This window comes from Streptomyces sp. NPDC004788, assembly GCF_053601115.1.
The window spans coordinates 37,060-51,253 of the sequence record NZ_JBSGBF010000037.1; the positions used below are offsets into that span (position 1 = coordinate 37,060).

The following is a 14,194-nucleotide window of genomic DNA, read 5'->3' on the forward strand; positions in this document are numbered from 1 at the left end:
GTATGAGCGTGAACCGAGTGACGACGAGGACCGTGCCCGAGGAGCCCGACGGCATACGGGCACCCCTCCGCGGCAGGGACTCGGAACTGGCGTTCATCGAGGCGCGGCTCGACGCGCTCGACCGGGGCGAAGGCGGGATCGTCCGCGTGGAGGGCCCCGCCGGAATCGGCAGGACCAGGATCCTCGCGGAGGCCGCGGCAGCCGCGCGGCGGCGCGGGACGCGGGTCTTCCAGGGGGCGGCGGACGCCGACGAACAGTGCGTGCCGCTCGGCCCGTTCCTCGACGGCATGCTCGGCCGCGACGGGCCGCTGTCGGGCGCCGTCCGGGTCCGGGACCTCGCCACGACACCCGGCCAGCGGTTCTGGCTGCTCCAGGAGCTGGCGGACCGCCTGCGGGAGACCCTTCGCAAGGGCCCCCTGCTCGTCCTCCTCGACGACCTCCAGAGGTGCGACGACCTGACCCTCCTCACCTTCCACACCCTCGCGGCCGGACTCTCCTCGCACGCCGTCCTGTGGCTGGTCGCCGTGCGCGGCGGCAGCGTGCCGTCGGGCGTGCGAACCACCCTGGACAGGATCCGGCGGGCAGGCGCACACGAGCTGGCCCTCGGCGCCCTGGGGGACCGGGCGGCCGCACAGATCACCGAGGACATCCTGGGCGCCCCTCCCGACCCGGACGTCCTCCGCGTCGCCCGCTGCGCCGAGGGGGTGCCACAGCTGCTGGTCGAGCTGATCGGCTCGCTGCGGGAGGACGCGGCGGTGACGATCGCGAACGGCATGGCCAGGCTGTCCGGCGGACCCCCGGCCCCACGGGTGCTTCCCTCCGTCGTGCGCCGCCTCGACCAGCTGTCGGACGGGGCCCGGGAGCTGGTGCGGACGGCGGCTGCCATGGACGGCCCGGTCACCGTCGTACAACTCGCCGAACTGCTCGGCAGGTCCTCCGCGGCGCTCGTCACGGCGGTGCAGGAATCCCTCGACGCCGATCTGCTCGCCGAGAGCGGCGATCGCCTCGCCTTCCGCCAGGAGCTGGTCCGCGAGGCGGTGGAAGCCGGCCTGCCCCTGTCCCCGCGTCAGGCCCTTCGCGGGCAGACCGCCGGGCTGCTGTCGGGAGGCGCGGTCTGCCCCCTCGACGGTCCCGCGCCGTCGGCGGGAACAGCGGGGCCCGGAGACGCTGCGGAGGCCGACCGGCTGCGTACCGAAGCGGCGGAACTCGCGGCCACCGCTCCCGGACGTGCCGCGGAGCTCAGCCTCAAGGCCCTGGAACTCACCACGGCGGACGCTCCGGAGAGGCCGCGGGTCATCGCCGAGACGATCCCGCTGCTCTGGCAGACGGGCCGGGCCGCCCAGGCGCGTGAGCTGGGATCCTCCGTCCTGGCGGCCGGCGGTCTCGGATCCGAGGACGAAGCGCTCGTACGCCTGGCCATGGCACGCCTCGCCGTACCGTTCGACTTCTCCGAGGCGGTCCGGCAGGCGCGCGCCGGGGCGGAACTGCCCGGGACATCCGCGACCGCGAGGGGGCGACTGCTCGCCGTGCTCGCCGTCGGCCTTTCGATGTCGGGCGAGCACGCGGCGGCCGAGCAGGTCGCCGCGGAGGCGTGGGAGACCGCGGCGGCAGCGGGGGACCGCACCGCCGAGGCCACGCTGACGACGGTCCGCTCGGCCGTCGCTTTCCACCGCATGGACCTGACCGAGGCGTTCCGGCAGGCCGAGCGGTCCGCCGCGCTGGCCGACGCGCTGGGCGTCAGCACCTCGCTGTGGGTGCCGGAGGCGCTGTGGCACGCCCTCCTGTCGAACACCACCGGACGCACCGCGGAGGCGCTCGCCGTCGCGGAGGAGGGCATCCGGATCACCAGGGAGCAGGGCCGGACGGCCGCCACCCGCATGTGGCTCATGACCCGCACCCGCATCCTTCTGGAAACCGGACGGCTGTCGGACGCCCGGGCCGACGCCGAAGCGGCGTCCCCGGCGGCCGACGATCCCGGCCCGGGCAACCTCGCCGACGTCACGCTCCGGTACGTGATGCTGCGCGTCGCCCTCCACACCGACGACCGGCGGACCGCAGAAGCGTACGCGGCGGAGGCGAGGCGCATGCGGAGCGACGGCGCACCCGTCGTCCGGCACTTCGGCACCTGGATGCTGGCCCTGATGGCCGACTTCGAAGGCAGGCCCGACCGCGCCATGGCAGAACTCGACGCGGTGATGACGTCGCCCGCCGTGGACCGGCCCGCCTACGCCGGCTTGATCGACCCCGCCGACGCCCCGGTGCTCGTGCGTATGGCGCTGCGCGCGGGCAGGCACGAACGGGCCGCGCAGGCGGTCGCCCTGGCGGAGCAGCGAGCCGCGCTCAACCCCGGGCTCCCGTTCCTCGCCGCCACCGCCGCGCACGCCCGGGGGCTCCTCGACAACGACCTCGCCCCGCTCGGACGCGCCGTCCGGCTGTACGAGGACTGCCCCAGGGTGCTGGCCCGGGCGTCGGCACTGGAGGACGCCGGACGCAAGCTGGCGGCCACCCGCACGTCCGAGGCGGTGCCGTACTTCGAGACGGCCCTCGCGCTGTACGCACGATCGGGCGCCGAGCGGGACGTCGCACGGGTGCGCCGGCGCCTGCGGGCCGCCGGTGTCCGCAAGCGGCCCTCGCCGGCCGGCCTCGACGGTGCATGGCCCGAGCTGACGGCCGCGGAGATACGGGTGGCGCGGTTCGTGGCCCGAGGGCTGACCAACCAACAGGTGGCCGAGCAGCTCTCCCTCTCCCCGCACACGGTGAGTTCACACCTGCGCAGGGCCTTCACCAAGCTGGACGTCACCTCGCGCGCCGAGCTGACCCGGCTGGTGAAGCATCGTGACAGCGGAGAGTAGTCGCTTCGTATCCCACGCGGGTGTCGTGGCGATGGACGATTCATGCGATGTGCCGACGTCGTCACTTCCTCAAAATGATCAAGAGTCGCGGAACGGAGGAATCCGCCGCGCGATCGAGAGAGGAACAGCGCATGACCGCAAGGCTCCGGCGAGCCCGCCCTGGCAGCCCCGAACTCCGCACGCCTCGCGCGCCGTCGCCCGCTCCGGGCCACCGAGGGTCGCCGACCTGATCAGGCCGCGGTACGACCGCCGAGCTGACCGACCGGCCTCCTGGACGACAGGCGGATGGTTTCCCCCCGGACGGGGAGGAAAGAGGAGTGGTGTACGGGAAGAAGTCCTTCGGTGCCGTTCTGCGCGGCCTGCGGCGGCGCGGCTGCCTGACGATGGAGGAGCTGGCCGAGGCGTCGGGCGTGAGTGTCCGCGCCATCGGCGACATGGAGCGGGGGCGCAGTCTGGTTCCGCAGCGGCGCACGGTGGTCGCGCTGGCGGAGGGGCTCGGACTCACGGACGACGAGCGGGAGGCGCTGCTGAGCACGGCGCGGGCCGCGCGTCCGACGCGCGCGGTCGCGGTGGCGGGAACGGTCGTGCCGCCGCGGTCGGTGGGGGACTTCACCGGGCGCGAGCCCGAGCTGGCCCTCCTGCGAGAGGCCGCGGAACGGACCCTGGCCGGCGGAGAGGTGTCGGTGTGGGTCGTCTCGGGTCCTCCGGGGTGCGGGAAGACGACGCTGGCACTGAAGGCGGCGGCGGATCTGGCGGAGAGGTTCCCCGACGGCTGTTTCGTGGTGGACCTGCACGGGGTCGACGGCCCCGTGGACACGGGCGAGGCGCTGGTGAAGCTGCTGAAGGCCCTCGGCGTGTCGGACCGCCGGCTGGCGCAGGAGGACCAGCAGGGCCGCGCGGGGCTGCTGCGGGCGCTGTTGAGCGACCGGCTGTGCCTGGTGGTGTTGGACAACGCCCGCGACGAGGGGCAGGTCCGTGCGCTGCTGCCGGCGGGCGGGCGGAGTCTGGTGCTGGTCACCAGTCGGCGGCCGCTGACCGGCCTCGAGGACGTCGACCGCCTTGCGCTGTCGGAGATGGCACAGGACGAGGCGGTCGATCTGCTGCGCCGGATTCTGGGCGAGGAGCGGGCGGACGCGGAAGCCGAGGCCGTGGCGCAGGTCGCGGAGCTGTGCGGGCGACTGCCGCTGGCCCTGAGGGTGGCGGGAAACTGGCTGACGGTCCGTTCCGGATGGACCGTCGACCACCTGGTCCGGCGCCTGGCCGACGAAGAACGCCGCCTGGGCGCGCTCGCCGCCGGCGACGTGCGGGTGGAGGCGGCGATCGAGCTGTCGTACCGTCAGCTGACCGGCCAGGCGGCGCGCATGCTGCGGCTGCTGAGTCTGGTTCCGGGGCCGGACATGACCGCGGCCTACGGCGCCGTTCTGACCGCCACGAGCGTCTTCAAGGCCGAGGACGTGATGGAGGAACTCGTCGAGGCCGGACTGTTGCAGGCCACCTTCACCGGCCGCTACCAACTGCACGACCTGCTGCGGCTGTTCGCCCGCGCCCGGCTGTCCAGCGAGGAGGAGCCCGGCGAGCGGGAAGCGGCCGACGACCGGCTGCGCGGCTGGCTGCTGGAGACGGCGGTGGTCGCCGGCCGCTGGTACAAGCCCGAGTACGGTGCGCCGCCGCCCTCCTGGCGGGGCCCGGTCCCGCTGGAGAGCGCCGAGCAGGCCCGCACCTGGCTTCAGAACGAAGCCCCTTCCTGGCTCGCCGCGCTGCGCAGTGCCGCCGGCAAGGGGGAGCACACCCGGGTCGCCGAGACCGCCCATGCCATGGACTGGTTCTGCGACCTGTGGGTTCACTGGGGACACTGGGCCGAGGTCTTCAGCCTGGCCGCCGAGGCCGCTGCCGCGCTTGACGACCCGTACCTGCGGGCCTTCCACCTCAACTGCCTCTCCTGGGCCCTGTGCATCTGCGAGCAACGCCACCGCGAGGCCGTCGAACGCGCCGACGAAGGGCTGGAACACGCCCGCCGCGCACAGGACGTTCACCAGCAAGCCTCGGCACTGGTACTCGCGGCCGGCGCGTACTGGGAACTCGGCGACGCCCAGATGGTCGCGGAGAGAGCTCTCGCCGCCGTCAACCTGTCGGAAGAAGCCGGCTACTACGCGGTCTGGCCCCAGGCCGCACGCCTCTACGGAACCTCCCTGCGCATGCTCGGCCGTGCCGAGGACGCCCTGACGCAGTACCAGCGCGTCATCGCCTTCCTGGATGCGCCCGACTCTCCGGTCAGCGGGCACGTCGCCGACATCTTCCGTACCCACACGACCCAGGGCCTCGGTCTTGTCTACGCCGATCTGGGGCGGTGGCGGGAGGCCGCCGACCACTTCCGCGACGCCCAGGTCCAGTCGAGTCGCATCGGGATCGTCCACAGGGAGGCCGAACAACTGCGGCATCTGGGAGAGGCCCTGATCGAACTGGGAGAGACCGAGGAGGCCCGCTACTGCCTGCGCCAGGTCCTCGCCCTCGGTGACGCGGCCGACGACAGGGACCTGAAGACCGCGCAGAACCTCCTGGACACGCTCGCCGAGTGAGGAGCGCCGGCCGCGGAGGGCTCAGCCCCGGTGCCGGTGCAGGGCGACGTGCACGGTGTCGAGAGCCTGGACGAGGGCGGCGCGGGCGGCTTCCGTGTCGCGGAGCGGATCCAGCACCATGAAGCCGTGGATCGTCCCGTGGTAGCGCACGGACACCACCGGTACGCCGGCCGCCCGGAGCTTCGTCGCGTATGCCTCACCCTCGTCGCGCACCACGTCGGCCTCGCCGGTGACCACAAGTGCCGGAGGAAGACCGGCCAGCTGTTCCAGGGTTGCCCGAAGCGGCGACGCGGTGACCTGATCCCGCTGCCGTACGTCGGGCAGGTACTGGTCCCAGAACCAGCGCATGGTCTCACCGCTGAGGAAGTAGCCGGTGGCGAACTCCCGGTACGAGGGGGTGTCGCAGCCGGCGTCGGTGACCGGGCAGATCAGCACCTGGTGGAGCAGCCGCACCCCTCCGCGTTCCTTGGCGAGCAGGGTCAGTGCCGCCACCAGGTTGCCGCCCGTCGAGTCGCCCACGGCAGCCATCCGGCTCCCGTCCAGGCCGATTTCGCCGCCCCGCTCGCAGACCCACTTCGCGACGGCGTAGCACTGCTCGACGGCGACCGGATACCGCGCCTCGGGGGAGCGCTCGTACTCGACGAAGACCACGGCCGCGTCCGTGCCGAGGGCGAACGCGCGCACCAGACGTCCATGGGTGTCGGCGTCGCCCAGAGCCCAGCCGAGACCGTGCAGGAACAGCACCACGGGGATCTCGCCCACGCTGTCGGCCGGCCTGACCACCTGCACCCGCACGTGACCGGTCGGCCCGCCCGGCAGGGCGAACCACTCCGTGGCGACGGCTTCCTCGTCGCGGGGGTCGACGGCGGCCGCGCCCTGGAGACGCGCGAGGTCCAGACGGGTCTGTTCCAGGTCCCGGTGGTGCGCCGACGACGAGCAGGTGTGCTGGGACACGAATGCCCGGGTGGGATGGTCCAGGACTGGTCGAGGGGACGAAGAGACGAAGTCGGTCACACCGGATCTCCTGCGGAGAGAGGCTTGAGCGAAAGGGCGGTTCGGCGCGCGGGTCCCTGCTCGGGCGGCGGAACGCCGTGCGGCGACTGCCGGTCCGGGCCCCGCCGCCGCAGGCACGGGGCGGCCGGAGCAGGACCTCATCCGCCGGACGGCGGGAGGCCGGCCCCGTGCCGGTCGTCCCCGGGGACGCCGGGGGCGTCCCCGGGAACGATCCCGGGCGCCGGGGTGACCGCAGGGGCTCCCCCGAGGTCTTCCTGGGCGGCACGCAGGTTGCGCCATTCACGCGGCGATACGCCGTAGGCGGCGCGGAAGGACCGACTGAAGTACGCCGGGCTGGCGAAGCCCCACCTCTGGGCCACGGCGGACACCGTGGGGGCGGTCCTGCCGCGGCGGGCCAGTTCGCGGCCGCACTCCTCCAGGCGCCGTTGCCGGATGAACTGGCCGACCGTGGTCTCCTCGCCTTCGAACAGCCGGTGCAGGTACCGGACGGAGATCCGTTGCGCCTGGGCGATGCGCTCCGGTGACAGGTCCGGGTCGCCCAGGTTCCGGTTGATGTGGTCACGGACGCGCAGCACCAGATGGCTCGGTGCGCCCGTGTCCGTGCCGCCCGAATGGGCCCGGTCGGCGATCAGGGTGGCGAACAACTCGACGACGTTGCCGGCCAGGCGGTCCGCGACGGTCGGCGGGTAGCCGTCGGCAGGCGAGGAGGCCAGGGTGGCGAGGAACGGGAGCAGCATCGCGCCGAAACCGTCCCCGGTGCCGATCGCGTTGCCCGTGACCTGTCGGATGTCGCTGTCCGGCACGCCCAGTGTGCGGCGCGGAAGCTGGAAGACGTGCGTGGTGAACCGCTGCGGATAGTCGAAGGAGTACGGCCGGTTCGTGTCGTACACCACCAGGTCACCCTCACCCACCTCGGCCCGCCGGCCGTCCTGGACGAAGGTGGCCGTTCCGGATATCTGGACACCGACCGCCACCAGCGCCTCGGACGACCTGGCGATCAGTCTCGGCGTGCGGCTGACCCGCTTCGCGTCGGCCTCCACGGTGGAGACCTGGAGATACCCGAGACGGGACGTGGCGATCCGGCCGTCGAACGGCCCGTCACCCCGAGGGGTGACCTCCATCGGCACCAGCGTCCTGCTCACCGCATCGTTCCAGTACGCGACCTTGTCCTGGTCCGGCACGGAGGCGGTCGTCAACACCACGCTCAATTTCTCTCCGCTCAGGGGGATTGACTCCGGGACAGCCGCGGTCGGGAAAAGGACGCCGAGCACCTGCGCGGTAGCCGGCTGCCGGGGTTCCCGCCCGCACGGAACAGCCAAGCAGCGGGCCGTCTCCGTCTCCAGGCAGAACCACAGGCAGGAATCGGCAGAACCCGACGCCGGCCGTATGCCCGACGCCGGCCGTATGCCCGAAGCCGGCCGCATGCCCGACGCCGGCCGTATGCCCGACGCCGGCCGCATGCCCGGGCCGCGACGCCCTGGTGGGCTGGGCGCGCTCCCACGTACGGTGTGGTCGGTCATCCCACCTACCGAAGGCGGCTCCGCATGGCCCTTTTCGACCTCCCCCTCGACGAACTCCGCGAGTATCACAGCGACTCGGTCGCGCCCGAGGACTTCGACGCCTTCTGGGCCAAGACGCTTCAGGAGGCACGCGAGTTCGACCTGGACGCCCGCTTCGAGCCGGTCGACGCAGGACTGTCGACGGTCCGGGTGTACGACGTGACGTTCGCCGGGTTCGGCGGTCACCCGGTGAAGGGCTGGCTGCGGCTGCCGGCCGAGGCCGAGGAACCGGTGCCGCTGGTCGTGGAGTTCATGGGTTACGGCGGCGGGCGCGGTCTTCCCCACGAGGGCCTGCTGTGGGCGTCCAGCGGCCGGGCACACTTCGTGATGGACACCCGGGGGCAGGGCAGCAGCTGGGGCGGAGGGGGCGGCACCGCCGACCCGGTGGGCGGCGCTCCGGCGTATCCCGGCTTCATGACCCGGGGCATCGACGCCCCGGAGAACTACTACTACCGGCGGGTGTTCACCGACGCCGTACGCGCGGTGGAGGCGACCCGCTCGCACCCGCTGACGGACGCCTCGCGGACCGTGGCGCTCGGCGGGAGTCAGGGCGGCGGCATCACCATCGCCGTGGGCGGTCTGGTGCCGGACCTGGTCGCGGTGGCGCCGGACGTGCCGTTCCTGTGCGACTTCCCCCGCGCCACGAGGCTGACGGACCGGCACCCGTACCGCGAGATCGGTCTCTACCTCAGGACGCACCGCGGCCGCACCGAGGACGCCCTGCGCACCCTGTCGTACTTCGACGGCGTCCACTTCGCCGCCCGCGGTCGGGCACCCGCGCTGTTCTCGGCGGCGCTGGAGGACGAGACCTGCCCGCCGTCGACCGTCTTCGCGGCGTTCAACGCCTGGGGCGGCTCCGACAAGGCCATCGAGGTCTACGACTTCAACGACCACGAGGGCGGCGGCCCGTACCACGAGGCGGCAAAGCTGCGCTGGTTGCGGTCGTACGCCTGACGCCTCGGGCGCGTCATGTGAACGGGCGGCGGTTGATCATGAGTGTTAGCGCTCACAAATTCGGGGTGTCGACGCTCCGTGTCACGTTGCCGTATGGGGCCTGTGGGCAGTGGGCCCCTGTGATCCGGCCCAGGTCGCAGGGGGCCCGGAGAGCCAAGTTCCCTCGATAACCGCGCGCTTCTCTGGGCTCCGGGGGGCCTCTCCGCGCCCCGTCGTCGGCCCCCTCCTGCGCATCAAGAACCGGTAACGGCCGTACGAGCCCTTGAGTAACCGCTCTGTTAACGCTCACAATATGTCGCGTCCGCCAGCTCGCCGGCCGTCGGGGCTCACGCTTCGTCCTGCCTCGCCCGGCTCAACCACCCCTGCGCAGCCACCCTTCACGGTGCCCATCGCCTTCAGGGCCCCGCCTGGTACGACGCACGTCCCGAGAGGAACCACGACATGGCCCACAGAGCCCTCCGCGTCATCGCCGCCGCCGCCCTGGCCGGCAGCATGCTGACCGCCTGCACCACCGAGCCCGCGACCACCGGCAGCCCCGGCGGCGCCGGCAAGGGCTCCTCCCACGGCAAGCTGGTCATCGGGTTCGCTCAGGTGGGAGCCGAGAGCGGGTGGCGCACCGCCAACACCAAGTCCATCCGCGAGGCGGCCGAGAAGGCCGGCGTCGAGCTGAAGTTCTCCGACGCGCAGCAGAAGCAGGAGAACCAGATCAAGGCGATCCGCACCTTCATCCAGCAGAAGGTGGACGTCATCGCCTTCTCGCCGGTGGTGGAGTCCGGTTGGGACACCGTCCTGAAGGAGGCCAAGAACGCGGGCATCCCCGTGATCCTCACCGACCGCGCCATCGACTCGCAGGACACCTCCCTCTACCGGACCTTCCTCGGCTCCGACTTCGTCAAGGAGGGGCAGGAGGCCGGCAAGTGGCTCGTGAAGGAGTACGCGGGAACCTCCGACACGGTCAACGTCGTCGAGCTCCAGGGCACCACCGGCTCCGCCCCCGCCAACGACCGCAAGGCGGGCTTCGCCGAGGCCATCAAGGGCGACCCCAAGTTCAAGGTCGTCGCCTCCCAGACCGGGGACTTCACCCGCGCCAAGGGCAAGGAGGTCATGCAGGCCTTCCTCAAGTCCCACGAGGACATCGACGTCCTGTACGCCCACAACGACGACATGGCCCTGGGCGCCATCCAGGCCATCGAGGAGGCGGGCAAGAAGCCGGGCACCGACATCAAGGTGATCTCCATCGACGGCATCAAGGACGCCTTCGTCGCCATGAAGGACAAGAAGATCAACGTGGTCGTCGAGTGCAACCCGCTCCTCGGCGACCAGCTGATGGAGCTCGCCAAGAAGGTCGCGGCCGGCGAGGACGTCCCGCGCCGCGTCGAGACCAAGGAAGGCGTCTTCACGCAGGACCAGGCCGAGGCCGCCCTGCCCAGCCGCCAGTACTGACCCCTCGCCCGCACGCACCGGGGGCGGCCCTCGCGCCGCCCCCGGAACCTCAGGAGAGGAGGGCGGATGGCAGCCCCACCCACCCCCCGCACACCCACCCCCGGCACACCGGCCACCACCGGCCGGCCCGTCCTGGAAGCCCGCGACATCCGCAAGGCCTTCCCCGGCGTCCTCGCCCTCGACGGCGTGGCCCTGCGCCTCTTCCCCGGCGAGGTCCACGCGCTGATGGGCGAGAACGGCGCCGGCAAGTCCACCCTCATCAAGGTGCTCACCGGGGTCCACCCGCCCGACGCCGGAACCGTCACCATCGACGGGGAACAGCGGCGGTTCGCCGAACCCCTCGAAGCCCAGCATGCCGGGATCAGCACGGTCTACCAGGAGGTGAACCTGTGCCCCAACCTCTCCGTCGCCGAGAACATCCTCATCGGCCGTGAACCCCGGCGCCTGGGACTCGTCCACTGGTCGGCCCTCCACGCGCGCGCGGAGCAGCTCATCACCGAGCTCGAACTCGACCTCGACGTCCGCGCGCCGCTGAGCGCGCACTCGATCGCAGTGCAGCAGCTCGTCGCGATCGTGCGCGCCGTGGACGTCCAGGCGAAGGTGCTCGTCCTCGACGAACCCACCTCCAGCCTCGACCGGGACGAGGTCGCCCAACTGTTCGCCCTGGTGCGCCGGTTGCGGGACCGGGGCGTCGCGATCCTCTTCGTCACCCACTTCCTCGACCAGGTCTTCGACCTGTGCGACCGGGTCACCGTCCTGCGCAACGGCCGCCTCGAAGGCGAGTACCGGATCGACGAGCTGACACCCGTCACCCTGGTGCACCGCATGGTCGGCGGCGAACTCCGCAGCCTGGACGAGCTCGCCGAGACCTCCCAGACCGGCACCGCCGCCGCCCCCGGCGCCGCGGACGTCCCCCTGCTGAGCGCGCGCGGACTCGGCAGGGCCGGCGCCGTCCAGCCGTACGACCTCGACATCCACCGCGGCGAGGTCATCGGCCTCGCCGGACTCCTCGGCTCGGGACGCACGGAGGCGGCCAGGCTGCTCTTCGGCGCCGACCACGCCGACGCGGGCGAGCTGCGGATCCACGGCGAACCCGCCGTGCTGCGCTCCCCGCGCACCGCCATCGCCCACAAGATCGCCTTCTGTTCGGAGAACCGCAAGGCCGAGGGCCTCATCGGCGAACTCACCGTCCGCGAGAACATCGTGCTCGCCCTCCAGGCCGCACGCGGCTGGACCAAGCCCCTCTCCCGTACCCGGCAGGACGAGATCGCCGCCCGGTGGATCGAGGTCCTCGACATCCGCCCGGCCGCCCCCGAGGCCCAGGTCCGCAACCTCAGCGGCGGCAACCAGCAGAAGGTGCTGCTCGCCCGGTGGCTGCTCACCGATCCCGAGCTGCTCATCCTGGACGAACCCACCCGGGGCATCGACATCGGCGCGAAGACGGAGATCCAGCGCCTGGTGACCCGCCTCGCCGCGGAGGGCACGGCGGTCCTCTACATCTCCGCCGAACTCGAGGAAGTCCTGCGGCTGAGCCACCGGGTCGGCGTCCTGCGCGACCACCGCCTCGTCGCCACCCTCCCCAACGACACGACCCTGACGCCCGACCGCATCCTGGGCACCATCGCCACCGGAGCCACCTCATGACCCCACCTGACGACACCGGCGCCGGAACGCGCCCGGCCCGGGCGCCCGGCACCCGGCGGCTCACCGGACACCCCCTCTTCTGGCCCGCCGCCGTCCTCGCCGCCCTGCTGCTCGGAAACGTCGCGCTCACCCACGACTTCCTCGCCGTCCGCGTCCAGAACGGACACCTGTACGGCAGCCTCGTCGACATCCTCCAGTTCGGCGCCCCGCTGATCCTCGTCTCGCTCGGCATGACGCTGGTCATCGCGACCCGGGGCATCGACCTCTCGGTCGGCTCGACGGTGGCCATCGCCGGGGCCCTCGCGTGCGAGCACATCGCCACGGCCCAGGACCCCGGAAGCCTGCCCACCGTCCTCACGGCGCTGGTGATCGCGCTCGGCGTCGCCGCCGCGATCGGCCTGCTCAACGGCTTCCTCGTCGCCCGGCTCGGCGTCCAGCCCATCGTCGCCACGCTGGTCCTCATGGTCGCCGGGCGCGGCGTGGCCCAGCTCATCACCGACGGCCAGATCATCAGCGTGTCCAGCCCCGCCTACAAGATGATCGGCGGCGGCTACTGGCTCACCCTGCCCTTCGCCGTCCTGCTGGCCGCGGCCCTCGTCGCCGTCACCTCCCTCGTCACCCGGCGGACCGCGCTCGGCATGCTCCTCGAATCGGTGGGCGGCAATCCGGTGGCGAGCCGGCTCGTCGGCATCCGGGCGACCGGACTCCTCGTCACCGTGTACGTGGTCAGCGCCCTGTGCGCCGCGGTGGCCGGCCTGATGATCAGCTCCAACGTGTCCAGCGCCGACGGCAACAACGCGGGCCTCTGGATCGAACTCGACGCGATCCTCGCCGTCGTCGTCGGCGGCACCGCCCTCACCGGCGGCCGCTTCTCCCTCGGCGGCACGGTCCTGGGCGCCCTCATCATCCAGACCCTCTCGACCACGATCTACACCCTCGGCGTACCGCCGGAGACCACCCTCGTGTTCAAGGCCCTGGTGGTCATCGTCGTCTGTCTCGTCCAGTCGCCCGCGTTCCGCGCGCGGCTCTCCCGCAAGCGCGGCAGCCGCGGGCCGGTCACGCCGGAGCCGGCCCCCGCCGCCGACGTGGCGGCCCGCCGGCAGGAGGTCCACCCGTGAGCACCACCCTCAGTTCCCTCACCAAGCCGCTCCACCGGTTCTCGGTACGGCACGCCACCCGCCTCCCGCTCATCGTGACGGCCACCCTGCTCGTCGCGATGTTCTCGGTCGGCTCCCTGAACTACGAAGGCTTCTTCTCCGCGCAGGTCCTGCTCAACGTCCTCATCGACAACGGCTTCCTGCTCGTCGTCGCCATCGGCATGACCTTCGTCATCCTCACCGGCGGGATCGACCTGTCCGTCGGCTCCATGGTGGCCCTGTCCACCATGCTGACGGCCTGGCTCGTCCAGGAGAACGGCCTGCCGCTCGCCCTCGCGGTGCCCGTGGTCCTGCTCGTGGGCGCCGGCGGCGGCGCCCTCATGGGCTGGGTCATCCACGCCTTCGAGATCCAACCGTTCATCGTCACCCTCGCGGGCATGTTCCTCGCCCGCGGCCTCTGCTACATGATCAGCACCGAGTCCATCTCCATCACGGACCCGACGACCACGCGGATCGCCCAGACGCGGGTGCTCCTGCCCGGTGGCCTGTTCGTCTCACCCGCCGTGGTCATCGCCCTGGTCGTGCTGGCGCTGGCCTTCGTCGTCCTCCACCACACCCGCTTCGGCCGCACCGTCTACGCCCTGGGCGGCAACGAGTCCTCGGCCCGTCTCATGGGCCTGCCGGTGGGACGCACCAAGATCGCGGTGTACGCCGTGAGCGGCCTGTGCTCGGCCCTCGGCGGCCTGCTGCTGACCTTCTACATGCTGTCCGGTTACGCCCTGCACGCCGTCGGCATGGAGCTCGACGCCATCGCGGCCGCCGTCATCGGAGGGACGCTGCTCACCGGAGGCTCCGGCTTCGTCCTGGGAACGGCGCTGGGTGTGATGGTCCTCGGCCTGATCCAGACCATCATCAGCTTCCAGGGCACGCTCAGCTCATGGTGGACGCGCATCGTCATCGGCGGCCTGCTGTTCGTCTTCATCCTCCTCCAACGGCTCTTCGGCGGCTCCCGCCCGGCGCACTAGACCTCCCGGGCAGGCCGGCTCCCGGGCAGG

General features: G+C 72.1%; 9 protein-coding genes. 7 read left to right on the plus strand and 2 right to left on the minus strand.

Translation table 11 applies throughout. The annotated features are described in order from the left end of the window. Positions 1–2: 2 nt before the first annotated feature. Together ACWEJX_RS18455 and ACWEJX_RS18460 are read left to right on the plus strand one after the other, a co-directional pair. A complete protein-coding gene (locus tag ACWEJX_RS18455; RefSeq protein WP_451608486.1) occupies positions 3–2,852 on the plus strand; it encodes a helix-turn-helix transcriptional regulator in 2,850 nt (949 codons plus the stop codon). Between the two features lie 317 nt (positions 2,853–3,169). Beyond that, the gene (locus ACWEJX_RS18460; protein ID WP_451608487.1) at positions 3,170–5,428 is read left to right on the plus strand and encodes an NB-ARC domain-containing protein; all 2,259 of its coding nucleotides are present in this window, start codon (positions 3,170–3,172) and stop codon (positions 5,426–5,428) included. Positions 5,429–5,449: 21 nt separating this feature from the next. On the opposite strand, the gene ACWEJX_RS18465 is transcribed toward ACWEJX_RS18460, so the two are convergent. Then, positions 5,450–6,382: an alpha/beta hydrolase gene (locus ACWEJX_RS18465; RefSeq protein WP_451608488.1), complete on the minus strand. Its 933-nt coding sequence runs from the start codon at positions 6,380–6,382 to the stop codon at positions 5,450–5,452. A 197-nt stretch (positions 6,383–6,579) separates the two neighbouring features. Next, complete coding sequence (locus ACWEJX_RS18470) at positions 6,580–7,650, minus strand: AraC-like ligand-binding domain-containing protein (protein WP_451608489.1); 1,071 nt, start codon at positions 7,648–7,650, stop codon at positions 6,580–6,582. Between the two features lie 336 nt (positions 7,651–7,986). Between ACWEJX_RS18470 and ACWEJX_RS18475 the strand changes: the two genes are divergently transcribed. From ACWEJX_RS18475 to yjfF, 5 genes are all read left to right on the plus strand, one after another. After that, entirely contained in the window at positions 7,987–8,955 is a 969-nt protein-coding gene (locus ACWEJX_RS18475; protein WP_451608490.1) for an acetylxylan esterase, read from the plus strand. A 441-nt stretch (positions 8,956–9,396) separates the two neighbouring features. After that, positions 9,397–10,398, plus strand: coding sequence for an ABC transporter substrate-binding protein (locus ACWEJX_RS18480; RefSeq protein WP_451608491.1), 1,002 nt, complete (start codon positions 9,397–9,399; stop codon positions 10,396–10,398). A 66-nt stretch (positions 10,399–10,464) separates the two neighbouring features. After that, complete coding sequence (locus tag ACWEJX_RS18485; protein ID WP_451608492.1) at positions 10,465–12,042, plus strand: sugar ABC transporter ATP-binding protein; 1,578 nt, start codon at positions 10,465–10,467, stop codon at positions 12,040–12,042. After that, on the plus strand, positions 12,039–13,160 hold the full coding sequence (locus ACWEJX_RS18490; protein ID WP_451608493.1) for an ABC transporter permease: 1,122 nt from the start codon (positions 12,039–12,041) through the stop codon (positions 13,158–13,160). Before ACWEJX_RS18485 ends, ACWEJX_RS18490 begins: the two co-directional genes overlap by 4 nt. After that, positions 13,157–14,164, plus strand: coding sequence for a galactofuranose ABC transporter, permease protein YjfF (gene yjfF / locus ACWEJX_RS18495; RefSeq protein ID WP_451608494.1), 1,008 nt, complete (start codon positions 13,157–13,159; stop codon positions 14,162–14,164). The genes ACWEJX_RS18490 and yjfF overlap by 4 nt, the downstream gene beginning before the upstream one ends. Positions 14,165–14,194: the final 30 nt, after the last annotated feature.